Genomic DNA, 13,061 nt, shown 5'->3' with positions numbered 1-13,061 from the left:
AGCATGCGCTACCGCACGCTCGGCCGCACCGGCATCCAGGTCAGCCCCTACTGCCTGGGCGCCATGATGTTCGGCGCCATCGGCAACCCCGACCACGAGGACTCGGTCCGGATCATCCACAGGGCGCTGGACGCGGGCATCAACTTCATCGACACCGCCGACGTGTACTCCCGCGGCGAGTCCGAGGAGATCGTGGGCAAGGCGCTGCAGGGCCGGCGCGAGGACGTCGTGCTCGCCACGAAGGTCAACGGGGCTATGGGCGACGACCCGAACCGGCGCGGCACCTCGCGCCGCTGGATCATGGCCGAGGTCGAGCACTCGCTGCGGCGGCTGCGGACCGACTACATCGACCTCTACCAGGTGCACCGCCTCGACCCGACTGTCGACATCGAGGAGACGCTGTCCGCGCTCACCGACCTCGTGCGCAGCGGCAAGGTCCGGGCGATCGGCTCGTCGACGTTCCCGGCCTCCGCGATCGTCGAGGCGCAGTGGGCGGCCGAGCGGCGGGGGCTGGAGCGGTACCGCACCGAGCAGCCGCCGTACTCCATCCTCGACCGCGGCATCGAGCGCGAGATCCTGCCCGTCGCCCAGCGCTACGGCATGGGCACGCTGGTCTGGAGCCCGCTCGCCCAGGGCATGCTCACCGGGAAGTTCCGCAAGGGGCAGCAGGCCGGCACCCACCGCAGCAACCTGCCGTTCCAGCACTACCGCGACGAGCGCCGCCTCGACGCCGTCGAGCGGCTGATCCCGCTCGCCGAGCGGGCCGGGCTGTCGCTGACCCACCTCGCCATGGCCTTCGCCGTCGCCCACCCCGGCGTCACCTCGGCCATCATCGGCCCGCGCACCATGGAGCAGCTCGACGACCTGCTCGCCGGGGCCGAGGTCGCCCTCGACGACGCGATCCTGGACGAGATCGACGCCGTCGTCGCGCCCGGCACCGACGTGGGCCGCCTCGACATGGCCTACAACCCGCCGGAGATGCAGCAGACCCCGCTGCGCCGCCGCGCGGCGGGCGACCGCGCGGCGGCCTAGGTGCCGGTGGCCTTCCCCTCCAGGACGCCCGCCTCGGCCATGCTGTCCACGGCGCCGAGGTAGTGGTCCTCCAGCATCGCCACGATCTCGTCGCCCGAGCCGACCCGGAACACGTCGATCACGTACTGGTGGCGGCGCACGGCCTCGTCCAGGCCGATGTGCTGGCGGTCGATCGACGAGCGCATGAGGGCGCCCATCTGGGCGTCCAGGGTGCGCCACAGCACGGCGAGGCGCTGCTTGCCCGCGGCGTCGATGATGCAGCCGTGGAACTCGGTGTCGAGGTCGATCATGGTGGCCACGTCGCCGTCGGCGGCGGTGTCCGCCATCCGGTCCACCACCTGCTGCATGCGGCCGAGGACGTCGTCCCGGTTGCCGGTGATGCAGCGCACCGCGCCGGCCTCCAGGACGAAGCGGGCATAGCAGGCGTCGCGAATGTCCTCGTAGGACATCCGCGTCACGACGCTGTGCCGCCGCGGCGAGATGTCCACGAGGCCGTCGACGCTGAGCTGGCGCAGCGCCTCGCGGACGGTCGAGCGGCTGACCCCGAGCTCCTCGGCCAGCGGGGCCTCGACGAGGCGCTGCCCGGCGGCGTACTCGTTGTTGAGGATCTTGCGCCGCAGGACCAGGTACACCGCCTCGGGCAGCGACCGGTGCAGGAACGATCCGGGGTCGGTCATGGCCGGAAGTCTAGGTCGTCGGCCCGCAGGCCGAGGTGCTGGTCGCCGTCGGCGTGCACGGGCAGATCCGCCGCCGGGCCGCAGAGCAGCGGCATCAGGCCGGGGCCGTGGCCGGGCAGTGGGCTGCCGCCGTGCACGATCACGCCCACCGTGCGCCAGCCCCGCCGGTAGCCGGCGTTGTGGCGCACGTCGAGGTCGTCCACGGCCACGAGGTCGCCGAGCCGCAGCCCGGGCGGCACCTCCTGCAGGTCGAGGTCCCACAGCTGGGCCGGGCGGCCGATGCCGATGCCGACGACGGACGAGGGGACGACCCCGCGCACGCCGAGCGGGAGCGCGAGCCGGGGCAGCATCCGCGGGTCGGTGTTGAGCACCGTGAGCCCCGGCAGCGTCGCGCCCTGCCCGTGGGCGCGCACCGCGACGGCGTCCCCGGGCAGCAGCTGCGCCAGGACCTCGTCGGGGAAGAGCACGATGACCCGGCCCTCCTCGCCGCGCTTGCCGAGCACCGTCCCGCGGGCGCCGGCGGCGGCACCGGTGCGCACGACGGCCTCGTTGCCCAGGCACGCGAACGCGGCCAGCGCGTGCCGGGCGGCCTGGTCACGGTGCTCGAGGGTGACGCCCGGGGCCGCGTGGTCGGCGTCATGGTCGAAGACCCCGTCGCCGAGGCGGACCCCGAGCACCACGCCCGAGGAGCCGATCGGCACGTACGGGGCGCCGTCGGCGTCGACGAGGTAGGGCGAGGACCCCATCGTCGGGGTCTCCACCGCCCCCGTCAGGTTCATCGCGACCGTGGACGCGGAGTGCGGCGAGACGAGCACGTTGTCCAGGCCCCACAGCGGCGACTCGGCCGGCAGCGGCTCGGTGGCGAACACGTCCAGCGCGGCCCCGGCGAGCCGGTCGCCGGCCAGCGCCTCGATCAGCGCGGGCTCGTCGACGACCGGGCCGCGCGAGATGTTCACGAGGATCGCGCCCTCGGGCAGCCGCTCGAGCTGCTTCGCGCCGATCAGCCCCTCGGTCTGCGGGGTGAGCGGGCAGCACAGCACGAGGACGTCGGTGGCGGGCAGCACCTCGTCCAGCTCGGCGATGCGGTCGCGGCCGAGACCGATGACGGTGCAGCCGAGGGCCTCGAAGGAGCGGGCGACCTGCCGCCCCATGCCGCCGAGGCCGACGACGGTGACCGTGCGGCCGGCGAGCTGGGCGGTGGTGTAGCGCTCCCAGCGCTGCGCCGCCTGGCGGCGGCGCAGCTCGGGGACGCCCTTGACGAAGTACAGCGCGCCGGTGACCGCGAACTCGGCCAGCGGCACGGCGTGGATGCCGGCCGCCGTCGTGAACGTGATGCCGGTCCGCTCCAGGCCGGTGCGCTGCACGAAGCCGCCGATGCCGACGCTGGTGGCCTGCACCCAGCGCAGCTTCGGCGCGCGCTGCGCCAGCCGGGCCGGGTCCTGCCAGTCGAAGTCGAAGGCGATGTCGGCCCCCGCCAGCATCCGCTCCCAGCGGGCGTTCCCGGCCGCGCTGAGGGTGCGCGGGGTGCCGGTGTGGTCGCAGCGGTACCGCGGGATCGGCAGGAGTTCCGGCTCGTACAGGACCTCGACGCCCGGGGCCGCCGCCGCGATGCGGCCGACGTGCTCGGGCTCCAGGTAAGTGGCGATCAGCACCGCGGGCTGGGGCATGCGAGAACCTTAACGGTCGACGGCTGATTGTCGACAACCGACTTTCACCTGTTACCAGCTCTTTACATGATCCATCTTGGCCGGGGGTCTATGTCGCGAAATAGCTGCATAAGACGGGTTGAGCACTTGGAGCGGACATGTTGGGGATTGATCCTGGCGTGTCGGGCATTCATCGACCAAGATGAACGCACTGTCGCAATCGGGGGTACCCATGACTGCTGTGCGTGAGCTTCCGCTGCCCGCCGAGAAGGGCTGCCCGTTCGGCCCGCCGCCCGAGTACGCCGAGCTCCGCGCGACCAGCCCGGTCATCCGCGTGGCCTGCCCGACGGGGATCGACGCGTGGCTCGTGACGCGCTACGCCGACGTGCGCGAGGTGCTGAGCGACCCGCGGCGCTTCACCACCCGCCCGGGCACGGCCGCGCACATCCTCGCCGGCTACAACAGCGAGCCGCCCGGCGAGGGCGACTTCGCCCGCATGGACGGCCCGGAGCACCTGCGCTTCCGCCGGCACATGGCGCCCGAGGTGTCGAACATGAAGCGGATCGCGCAGCTGCGCCCGCTCGTGCGGCGCATCGTCGACGAGCATCTGGACACCTTGGCCGCAACCGCCCCGCCGGTGGACCTCTACGCCGCCTTCGCCAAGCCGGTGACCACCGCCGTCATCGCCGAGCTGCTCAGCGTGCCGGAGTCCGACCGGGCGCTGTTCCAGCGGGCGGCCGACGCACTGTTCTCCGGCGGCTCCAGCGCCGAGGACTACGGGGCGGCGATGCGGCCGCTGCTGGAGTACCTCTTCGGCACCGTCCTCGCCCGCCGCGCCAACCCGGGCGACGACGTGCTCAGCCGCATGATCGTGCGCAGCGACCAGACCGACCGGCCGTTCACCGACACCGAGCTCGTGTCGATGGCCGCGGGCCTGCTCATGGCCGGCTACGACACCACCGCGAGCGTGATCGCCCACGGGATGCTGGCGCTGCTGGAGCACCCCGCGGAGCTGGCCCGGCTGCGGGAGCGTCCCGGGCTCGCGGCCGGCGGGGCCGAGGAGCTGGTGCGGTACCTCGGCGTCGGCACCGGCCTCATGCGCGAGGTCCTCGAGGACTGCGAGATCGGCGGGCAGCCGATGCGGGCGGGCGACCTCATCGTGCTGGCGATCCAGTCCGCCAACCGCGACACCGCGCTCCTCGCCGACGCCGACCGGTTCGACGTCGGCCGCGCGCCCGGCCCGCACGTCGGCTTCGGGCACGGGCCGCACCAGTGCGTCGGGCAGCAGCTGGCCCGGCTCGAGCTGACCGCCGTGCTGGCGACGCTGCCCCGGCGGATCCCGTCGCTGCGGCTGGCTGTGCCGATCGAGGACATCCGCTTCAAGACGCGGACCGCGGTGGGCGGGCCGGTCGCGGTGCCGGTGCTCTGGGACGAGGTGCTGCCGGCGTTCCCCGCCGGGGACGAGGACGGCGACTGATGTGGGTCCAGGTCCACCGGGACAAGTGCATCGGCTCGGGCGTCTGCGCGCTCGTCGCCCCGGACCTGTTCGACCAGCGCGACGACGACGGGGTGGTGATCCTGCTCGACGAGTACCCGCCGGCCCGGCTGCGGGAGGCGGCGTACGAGGCGGCGACCCGGTGCCCGGCCGCCGTCATCGAGATCCACACGAACCGCGGCGCGGCCTCGGGCTGACGCGACTGCGTCACGGCGCTGCCCGTGGGCCGCACCGGCCGCGTTGCCACGTCTCGAACGCCCACCAGCAGCGCAGGGTCGTGAGCACCGGGGCGCCGTCGTCGTCGACGGGCAGGCCGGTGCGCTCGTGCAGGGCGCGCAGCCGGTACCGGACCGTGTTCGGGTGCACGTGCAGCGCCGCGGCGGTGCGGTCGAGGCGGCGGCCGTGGTCGAGGTACGCCAGGGCGGTGCCGACCAGCTCGCGGTGGAACGCGTCGGCCGGGTCGAGCCGCGCGAGCAGCGCCTCGCCCAGCGCCGTGCCGAGCTCCGGCTGGGCGGCCAGGGCCGTCTCCGCGGCGAGGTCGACCACCCGGTGCACGCCGGTGCGGGCGAAGCGCACGGCCCCCGTCAGCGCGGCGAGGCACAGCCGGTAGCCCTCGGCCGCCCGCTCGAGCGGCAGCGGCGGCCCGACGACGGCCGTGACGTCCGGGCCGGCGGCCGCCGGGGAGCCCGGGGTCAGCCCGGCGAGGCGGCCCTCCACGGTGCCGAAGACCCCGCCGCACGCGGCGAGCCGCGGCTCCAGCGCCTCCGCCCGGGCCGGGTCGGTCACGTTCAGCACGACGCAGCGGTACCGCACACCGACGCGCAGCCCCACCGCCGCGGCATCGTCCGCCTGGCCGCCGAGCAGCAGCGCCCGCAGCACCGCGTCGCGCTGGTCCCGCCGGCCCCGGGCCCGGGCCCGCTCGGCCTCGCGATAGCCCTCGACGACGTGGCCTTCGAGCGCGCCGACGTACCGGTCGAAGTCCAGCGCCGCGCTCAGCAGCACCTCGTCCGGGATCCCCGCGGCCCGCCCGCGCACGACGGCGACCTCCAGCACCCGGGTCCGGGCCGCCCGTACCGCACACAACAACCCGGCACACGGCACGCCCTGCGCGGCCCGGTCGGCACCAAGCCGCGCCGCTTCCCCGAACTCCGGCTCCCCGCCCTGGAACGCGGCGAGGCCGGCCGCGAGGAGCAGGGCCACGTGCCGCCGGCTCTCGTGCGCGGGCAGCCGCGCCACGTCCGGCGAGGCGGACCGGGCGGCGGCGACGAGCTCGTCGACCAGCCCCTCGTCGCCGGCCAGGGCGGCCAGCAGCGGCGCGAGCGGGGTGGACACATCGGCCTCGCTGTGGGTTCGCGTTTGTGGGTTCGGCACAATCGCCGGGCGCGGCGTTGTGCGCCGGGACCTATCGACCGCCACCGATCGGCGATTTCCTGGACGTTACCGCAGAGTAACGACAAAGCCCAGGGAGGCCGCGTGTCCGCCAGCCCCGTTCCCCGCCGTCGCGCCGTGCTCGCCGGCCTCGCCCTGCTCGCGAGCGCGCTCGTGCCCCTCGCGTCCGCGTCCGCGCCCGCCGCCGCGGCGCCCGCGCTGCAGGAGGTGATGTTCGTCGGCAACAACTGGGACGGCACGGTCGACGTGATCCGCTCCAGCGGCACCTACGAGAAGCTCCGCCGGATCAACGTCGTGCCCGACCGCGACCGGCGGCTCTGGGAGATCTACCTCAACCCGGTCCGGCTCGCCTTCTACCTCGGCGTCCAGCAGGGGCCGGGCGAGGGCCACGACCAGCTCGTCGACGACATGTACACGACCCCGGACGGCAGCGCCCTGGTCGTGTCCCGGCCCAGCTTCGCCGACGTCGTCGCCATCGACCTGCGCACGGGCGCGCTGCGCTGGCGCTTCCCGGTCTCGGGCTTCCGGGCCGACCACATGGCCGTCTCCCCCGACGGCACCCAGGTCGCCGTCTCCGCCTCCACGTCGAACACCGTGCACGTGCTCGACATCACCACCGGCCGGCAGCTGGGCTCGTTCACCGCCGGCGACAAGCCGCACGAGAACATCTACACCGACGGCGGCCGCTACCTGTGGAACATGTCCATCGGCGAGGTCAACACCGACCTCGACGACCCGTGGCTGGACTGGACCAAGGGCGACCGGCACATCACGATCGCCGACACGCGCACGTTCCAGGTGGTCCGGACCATCGACATGCGGCAGCGGCTGGACGCGTTCGGCCGCAGCGACCTGTCCGACGCCGTCCGCCCGGCCGTCTTCACCCCGGACGAGCGGACGCTGTACTTCCAGCTCTCCTTCTTCAACGGCTTCGTGGAGTACGACGTCGCCTCCGACCGGATCACCCGCGTCCGGGAGCTGCCCAAGAACCCGGCGACCAGCCCGGACCGCACCACCTGGGTCAACGACTCCCGCCACCACGGCCTGTCGATGAGCCCGGACGGCGCGCACCTGTGCGTGGCCGGCACCATGGACGACTACGCGACCGTGGTGGACCGGGCCACGCTGCGGGAGGGCGCGCTGATCCCGGCGAGCAAGCCCTACTGGGCCACGGTCAGCGGCGACGGCCGCGACTGCGTCATCTCCGAGTCCGGCGCCGACCAGGTGACCGCGATCAGCTTCGCCACCGGGCAGAAGGTCGTCAGCATCCCCGTCGGCGACCACCCCCAGCGCGTGCGGATCGGTCACATCGCCGCGAGCTGACCCGATCCGCAAGCCGAGCACTGTGGTTGCCGGGCGGTTGCATCCGCCCGGCCCGCTCAGGTGTCCCCCGCGGCGGCCGAACGCTTTCCCTGAAGAGCGGATTCGGGGAGGTGTCATGGCGCCACGGTCGTCGAGCGGCGGGCTCGCGCGTGACCCCGTGCTGCTCGGCATGGGCGCCCTCGCGCTCGCGGTGCCGATCTGGTTCCTCGCCGGGCCCGGCGGGTCCGCGCTGTCCTGGGGCATCCAGACCGGCCTCGACCTCGGCATCCTGTTCTTCTCGGTGCGCCTGGCCCGGCTCACCGCCGGCGACCGCCCCGCCCGCCGGTTCTGGCTCGGGCTCGCCGCCGCCGGGCTGCTGTGCGCGCTGGGCGACGGGCTGCAGACCGCCCTCGTGATCGCGGGCGGCCCCGGCACCCCGACCAGCATCGTGCAGTCGTTGTGCGTCGTGCTCGCGATGTCCGAGATGGTGGTGCTGATGCTGCGCCACCCGCTCGGGGACACCGGGCGGCTCCGGCTGCGCCTGTGGCTGGACGCGGCCACCGTGCTCGCCGGGGTCGCCGTGCTGCTGTGGTACTTCTCCATCGGCGCCCAGCTCGGCAACCCGCGCCTGGCCGACCGGCTCGCCTCGGCGGCGTCCTCGGTCGTCATGCTCGTCATCGTGCTCGGCGCGCTCAAGCTCATCCTGAGCGGCACGGCACCGTTCACCCGCCTCGCCGGCGTGGCCGGGTGCGCCGGCGTGGCCGGTTCCGCGCTCGGCTCGGCCGCGGGCATCATCGTCACCGGCGGCCCGGACCCGCGCGTGGAGGCCGTCGCGTCGCTGCTGTCGTGCATCCTGACGGTGGCGAGCGTGCGCATCCAGGAGGTGCAGACCCGCAACCCGCGCGAGGACGCCCGGGTGCGCCGGCGGCGGTTCAGCCTCATGCCGTACGTCGCCGTCGGCGTGACCGAGCTGCTGCTCGTGTTCGCGCTGGCCGGCCGGGGCGCCGACCCGCGGCTGTGGGGCGTGGCCGCCGGGGTGCTGGTCATCACCGGCCTGGTGCTCAGCCGCCAGGTCGTCGCCTTCCACGACAACGACCGCCTGCTCACCGACCTCGACCGCAGCATGCTCGAGCTGCGGCAGCTGCACGGGGAGCTGCGCCACCGGGCGACCCACGACGCGCTCACCGGCCTGGCCAACCGGGCGCTGCTGGCCGAGCGCCTGGCCGCGCTGCCGCCGGCCGCGAGCCTGAGCATCCTGGTGCTCGACCTCGACGGCTTCAAGCAGGTCAACGACCGCCACGGCCACCACACCGGCGACGAGCTGCTGGTGGCCGCGGCCCGCCGGCTGACCGCGCGCGTGCGCGCCGACGATCTCGCCGTCCGGCTCGGCGGCGACGAGTTCGCGGTGGTCCTGCCGGACACGGACGCGGACGTGGCCCGGCGCCTGGCGCAGGCCCTGACCGAGGCGCTCAGCGAGCCGTACGCACTCAGCGGCACCGAGGCCCGCGTCGGCGCCAGCGTCGGCGTGGCCACCGGCACCCCGGCCGGGCTCGACGCGCTCCTGCGGGATGCCGACGCGGATATGTACCGCATCAAGACCGCCCGCAAGGCCGAAGCGCTCGCCGCCCCCGAGGCCCGGGTGCCGGCCTGAGTTAGGTTGGACGCGTGTCGATGACGGTCGGGGTCGAGGAGGAGTTCCTGCTGCTCGACCCGGACTCGTGGCACAGTCTCCCGCTCGTGGCCGAGGCGCGGGCCGCGCTGGCGCCGGAGGCCCGCGAGCGCAGCCGGCACGAGTTCCGGCGCAGCACCCTGGAGATGGTCACGCCGGTCTGCACGACGCTGCCCGAGCTGCACGAGCACCTGGCCGCGAACCGCCGCGCCGCCGCCGGGGCCGCCGCGCGGGCCGGGGTGCGGCTCGTCGCCGTCGCGGCCACGCCGGTCGCCGAGCCGGACCGCAGCGTGGCCCACTCGCCGCGGTACCGCGCGATCGCGCGGCACTACGGCCCGATCGCCCGCGACCCGGCCCTGTGCGGCTGCCACGTGCACGTCGGCGTCGCCGACCGCGACCTGGCCGTGCGCGTGTGCACCGCCCTGCGCCCGTGGCTGCCGGTGCTGCAGGCGATGTTCGCGAACTCCCCGTTCCACGAGGGCGGGGACACCGGCCACGACAGCTGGCGCGGCATCGCCGTCGAACGCTGGCCGGGCCTGGGCCCGACGCCGCCGCTGGAGTCCTTCGCCGACTACGAGCGCGCGGTGGCGCAGCTGGTCGCGTCCGGCTCCATGTACGAGCCCGAGCTGGTCTGGTGGCACGCCCGCCCGTCGCTGCACTACCCGACGGTCGAGGTCCGCATCGCCGACGTGGCCCCGACGGCCGCCGACGCGGTGCTCCTCGCGGCCCTGGTCCGCGGCCTGGTCGCCACCCTGGCCGCCGCGCTCGCCGCGGGAGCGCCGCTGCCGGTGGTGCCGGAGCACCTGCTGCGGGCCGCGCACTGGAACGCCTGCCGTTCGGGCCTGCGCCACACGCTGACCGACCTGCGCCACGGCGCCGCGCGCCCCGCGTGGGAGCTGGTCGGCGATCTGCTGGACGAGATCGCACCGGCCCTGGACGCCCACGGCGACCTGGACCTCGCGCACGCGGGCCTGACGCGCCTGCACGACGAGGGCAACGGCGCCACCCGGCTGCGCCGCGCCGCGACCGTCCCCGAGGCCCTGAGCACCCGCGCCGCCGAGACGGCCGCGGCCTGAGCCGGGCTCAGCGGTCCAGCGGAATCGTGATCGTCGCCGTGGTCGGGCCGCCCGGCGGGCTGTGCAGGCGCAGGGTGCCGTCCACCGCGTCCAGGCGGTCCGCGATGCCGCGCAGGCCCGTGCCGGCCGCCAGGTCGGCGCCGCCGTGGCCGTCGTCCCGCACGGTGACGCGCAGGGCCGCCGGGGTCGCCGCGAAGGTCACGGTCGCGGCCGTCGCGTCGCTGTGCTTCACCACGTTCGCCAGGCACTCCGACACGGCGAAGTAGGCGGCCGTCTCCGCCGCCGCGGACAGCTCCCGCGGGGCGTCGCCGGTCACCGTGACCGGCACGGCCAGGTTCAGGGCCAGGGCCCTGGTCGCGTCGAGCAGGCCGCGGTCGGCCAGCACCGCCGGGTGGATGCTGTGCATCACCGCGCGCAGGTCGTCCAGGGCCGCGACCGCGGTCGTGCGGGCCTCCTCCATGAGCTTGGCGGCGCCGTCCGGGTCGAGGCGGACCAGGCTGCCGGCCAGGCCCAGGGTCAGCGACAGGGAGACGAGCCGGGCCTGGGCGCCGTCGTGCAGGTCGCGCTCGACGCGCTTGAGCTCGGCCGCCTGCCGGTCCACCGCGCCGCGGCGGGAGCGGGTCAGGGCGCTCACCCGGCCGGCCAGCGCCGACTCCCGCCGCTGCACCCAGGCGACGGCGCCGAACAGCAGGGCCAGGCCGAGCATGGTCCAGGCCGGCCAGAAGTACCCGCCGCCCGTGGACACCCACACCGTCAGGTCCACGACCGCCATCACGACACCGGCCGTCGCGGCGGTCCGCAACGGCCGGCGCCCGGCCGCGACCCGCAGGTCGGCGGCCAGGCGCGTCCAGGCGACGGTCCGGATCATCGGTAGGCGAACTTCCGCAGCAGGGTCTCGGCCGGGCCGCGGTGGCCGCGGTCGGCGAGGGCCTTCGCGCCCAGGCACGACACCGCCCACACCGCGACCGCGCACCCGGCGGCGGCCCAGGTTCCCCCGAGGTGCAGGGCGAAGGGGCTGAACAGTGCGACCCAGCACAGCGACTGCAAGAGGTACCCGCTCAGCGACCGCTGCCCGAGCGCCACCACGGGCTCCAGGGCGCGCGGGGTGCGGCCGGCCAGCCGCAGCGCGACGAGGCCGAAGAGGGCCACGTAGCCGGGGCCGCCGTACTCGCCGGTGATCGCGTGCATGCGGGCCATGGCCTCGACGGTACCGGGTGCGGCGTGCAGCACGTCGGCGCACATGAGCGCGTAGGGCAGCGCGCCCAGCGTCGAGATGCCCAGCGACACGACCGCGGTGCGGCGCAGCAGGGTGCGGTGCGCCGCCGGGTCCTCGAGCACCCGCTTGCGCGCGGCCCAGATGCCGAGCCAGACGATGACGATGAAGGGCAGCACGGTGGAGGTGTGCACCGGCCACTCGGCGAGCCGGTCGGCCATCGACCGCAGGTAGGTCGGGGCCGCGAGCGACGCGTTCGGGGTGTTCGTGATGCCGGCCGTCCCGCCGTGGGCGCCGGCGAGCGCGATGACCGACAAGACGAGCGCGTACACCGTCTGGAATCCCCAGAGCCAGAGGATCGCCCGGTGGAAGCGGTCGCCGCGGCGCACCAGCAGCAGGGTCGCCACGATGCCGACGATGCCGTAGGCGCCGAGGAAGTCGCCGAAGTACAGCAGCGTCGCGTGCACGGCCCCGAAGCCCAGCAGCAGCGCGTTGCGGCGCAGCAGCACCCGGTCGGCGTTGCGCCGGGCGAGCTGCACGAGGCCGTAGCCGAACATGACGGCGAAGACCGGGTACGCGCGGCTGTCGACGAAGGTGGCCATGACGAAGTTGACGACCCGGGCCAGGCCGCTCGGGTGCGGGTCGAGGCCGGGCTGCCCGGCGAACGCGAAGTTGGCCGCGTTGGCGAGGGCGATGAACAGCAGCATGGCGCCGCGGGTGAGGTCGGGGGCGAGCGCCCGCTCGGACCGCTTGACGGGCCCGGGTTCGAGGACTGTCTCTGTCATGCCCATGAGCCTCGTCCTCGCGCGGCCGGGTATCGAGGACAGTGCGACCCCGACCGGTGGGGGTACTACTACCCGTGTTCCAGGTAGGCCAGCACGGCGAGCACCCGGCGGTTGTCGTCCTCCGACGCCTGCAGGTCCAGCTTGGCGAAGATGTTGTTCGTGTGCTTCGCGACGGCCTTCTCGGTGATGAACAGCGCGGCGCCGATCGCCGCGTTGGAGCGGCCCTGGGCCATGTGCGCGAGGACCTCGCGCTCGCGGGCGGTGAGGCGGTCCAGCGGGAGGGTGCGCTCGCGGCTGTCGAGGAGCCGGGCGACCACGGTCGGGTCCAGCGCGGTGCCGCCGGCCGCGACCCGCCGGACCGAGGCCACGAACTCGTCGACGTCGGAGACGCGGTCCTTCAGCAGGTACCCGATGCCGCCCCGGCCGTCGGCGAGCAGCTCGCGGGCGTAGAGGCGCTCGACGTACTGCGACAGCACGAGCACCGGCAGCCCGGGCACCTCGGCACGGGCAGCGAGGGCGGCGCGCAGGCCCTCGTCGGTGAGCGTCGGCGGGAGCCGCACGTCGACCACGGCCACGTCGGGGCGCTGCTCGATGAGGGCCCGCTGCAGGTCGGGCCCGTTGTCGACGGCGGACACGACCTCGAAGCCGTGCGCCTCCAGCAGCCGGATCAGCCCGTCGCGCAGCAGGGCAAGGTCCTCGGCCACCACGACTCGCACGCGCAACACCGTACCGTGCCGACCGGCCGGGCCGCCGACCCGACCTCGGCACGGGCCGGTC

The 13,061-nt window shown here is 74.7% G+C and carries 12 protein-coding genes; 6 read left to right on the top strand and 6 right to left on the bottom strand.

Annotated elements, in window-relative coordinates:
• Positions 1-3: 3 nt before the first annotated feature.
• Positions 4-1,032: an aldo/keto reductase gene (locus ABT369_RS17490; protein WP_350613022.1), complete on the top strand. Its 1,029-nt coding sequence runs from the start codon at positions 4-6 to the stop codon at positions 1,030-1,032.
• Here ABT369_RS17490 and ABT369_RS17485 read toward each other — a convergent pair.
• Both ABT369_RS17485 and ABT369_RS17480 read right to left on the bottom strand, forming a co-directional pair.
• Complete coding sequence (locus ABT369_RS17485) at positions 1,029-1,709, bottom strand: GntR family transcriptional regulator (protein ID WP_350613020.1); 681 nt, start codon at positions 1,707-1,709, stop codon at positions 1,029-1,031. The genes ABT369_RS17490 and ABT369_RS17485 overlap by 4 nt on opposite strands.
• Entirely contained in the window at positions 1,706-3,376 is a 1,671-nt protein-coding gene (locus tag ABT369_RS17480) for a DUF4438 family protein (RefSeq protein WP_350613018.1), read from the bottom strand. The genes ABT369_RS17485 and ABT369_RS17480 overlap by 4 nt, the downstream gene beginning before the upstream one ends.
• Before the next feature lie 211 nt (positions 3,377-3,587).
• Between ABT369_RS17480 and ABT369_RS17475 the strand changes: the two genes are divergently transcribed.
• Positions 3,588-4,832: a cytochrome P450 gene (locus ABT369_RS17475; RefSeq protein ID WP_350613016.1), complete on the top strand. Its 1,245-nt coding sequence runs from the start codon at positions 3,588-3,590 to the stop codon at positions 4,830-4,832.
• Positions 4,832-5,047 (top strand): ferredoxin, encoded by a 216-nt coding sequence (locus ABT369_RS17470; RefSeq protein WP_350613015.1) that lies wholly within the window; start codon positions 4,832-4,834, stop codon positions 5,045-5,047. Before ABT369_RS17475 ends, ABT369_RS17470 begins: the two co-directional genes overlap by 1 nt.
• A gap of 10 nt (positions 5,048-5,057) precedes the next feature.
• Here the strand turns inward: ABT369_RS17470 and ABT369_RS17465 are convergent, their stop codons facing one another.
• On the bottom strand, positions 5,058-6,182 hold the full coding sequence (locus ABT369_RS17465; RefSeq protein WP_350613014.1) for a PucR family transcriptional regulator: 1,125 nt from the start codon (positions 6,180-6,182) through the stop codon (positions 5,058-5,060).
• Between the two features lie 141 nt (positions 6,183-6,323).
• On the opposite strand from ABT369_RS17465, the gene ABT369_RS17460 reads away from it, so the two are divergent.
• The 3 genes from ABT369_RS17460 (at position 6,324) to ABT369_RS17450 (ending at position 10,286) form a co-directional block, all read left to right on the top strand.
• Positions 6,324-7,562, top strand: coding sequence for a YncE family protein (locus ABT369_RS17460; protein WP_350613012.1), 1,239 nt, complete (start codon positions 6,324-6,326; stop codon positions 7,560-7,562).
• Between the two features lie 115 nt (positions 7,563-7,677).
• Entirely contained in the window at positions 7,678-9,192 is a 1,515-nt protein-coding gene (locus ABT369_RS17455) for a diguanylate cyclase domain-containing protein (protein ID WP_350613011.1), read from the top strand.
• 20 nt (positions 9,193-9,212) lie between these two features.
• On the top strand, positions 9,213-10,286 hold the full coding sequence (locus ABT369_RS17450; protein ID WP_350613271.1) for a carboxylate-amine ligase: 1,074 nt from the start codon (positions 9,213-9,215) through the stop codon (positions 10,284-10,286).
• 7 nt (positions 10,287-10,293) lie between these two features.
• Here the strand turns inward: ABT369_RS17450 and ABT369_RS17445 are convergent, their stop codons facing one another.
• The 3 genes from ABT369_RS17445 to ABT369_RS17435 all read right to left on the bottom strand — a co-directional run bounded on the left by ABT369_RS17445 (position 10,294) and on the right by ABT369_RS17435 (position 13,000).
• Positions 10,294-11,154 carry a sensor histidine kinase gene (locus tag ABT369_RS17445; protein ID WP_350613009.1) on the bottom strand — a complete coding sequence of 287 codons (861 nt, stop codon included), beginning with the start codon at positions 11,152-11,154 and terminating at the stop codon, positions 10,294-10,296.
• Positions 11,151-12,284 carry a DUF418 domain-containing protein gene (locus ABT369_RS17440; RefSeq protein WP_350613007.1) on the bottom strand — a complete coding sequence of 378 codons (1,134 nt, stop codon included), beginning with the start codon at positions 12,282-12,284 and terminating at the stop codon, positions 11,151-11,153. The genes ABT369_RS17445 and ABT369_RS17440 overlap by 4 nt, the downstream gene beginning before the upstream one ends.
• A 68-nt stretch (positions 12,285-12,352) precedes the next feature.
• Positions 12,353-13,000: a LuxR C-terminal-related transcriptional regulator gene (locus ABT369_RS17435; protein ID WP_350613005.1), complete on the bottom strand. Its 648-nt coding sequence runs from the start codon at positions 12,998-13,000 to the stop codon at positions 12,353-12,355.
• Between the last annotated feature and the right edge of the window lie 61 nt (positions 13,001-13,061).

The sequence above is a fragment of the Dactylosporangium sp. NPDC000244 genome, assembly GCF_040300725.1.
Lineage (GTDB): Bacteria > Actinomycetota > Actinomycetes > Mycobacteriales > Micromonosporaceae > Dactylosporangium.
Note: the sequence above shows the minus strand (reverse complement) of the source record. Positions and strands in the feature narration are given on the sequence as shown.

Excerpts from the sequence above, each read along its gene's own strand:
- ABT369_RS17470 (WP_350613015.1), top strand. The coding sequence starts at position 4,832 with ATGTGGGTCCAGGTCCACCGGGACAAGTGCATCGGCTCGGGCGTCTGC.
- ABT369_RS17440 (WP_350613007.1), bottom strand. The coding sequence starts at position 12,284 with ATGACAGAGACAGTCCTCGAACCCGGGCCCGTCAAGCGGTCCGAGCGG.
- ABT369_RS17490 (WP_350613022.1), top strand. The coding sequence starts at position 4 with ATGCGCTACCGCACGCTCGGCCGCACCGGCATCCAGGTCAGCCCCTAC.
- ABT369_RS17445 (WP_350613009.1), bottom strand. The coding sequence starts at position 11,154 with ATGATCCGGACCGTCGCCTGGACGCGCCTGGCCGCCGACCTGCGGGTC.
- ABT369_RS17475 (WP_350613016.1), top strand. The coding sequence starts at position 3,588 with ATGACTGCTGTGCGTGAGCTTCCGCTGCCCGCCGAGAAGGGCTGCCCG.
- ABT369_RS17485 (WP_350613020.1), bottom strand. The coding sequence starts at position 1,709 with ATGACCGACCCCGGATCGTTCCTGCACCGGTCGCTGCCCGAGGCGGTG.
- ABT369_RS17450 (WP_350613271.1), top strand. The coding sequence starts at position 9,213 with ATGACGGTCGGGGTCGAGGAGGAGTTCCTGCTGCTCGACCCGGACTCG.
- ABT369_RS17480 (WP_350613018.1), bottom strand. The coding sequence starts at position 3,376 with ATGCCCCAGCCCGCGGTGCTGATCGCCACTTACCTGGAGCCCGAGCAC.
- ABT369_RS17455 (WP_350613011.1), top strand. The coding sequence starts at position 7,678 with ATGGCGCCACGGTCGTCGAGCGGCGGGCTCGCGCGTGACCCCGTGCTG.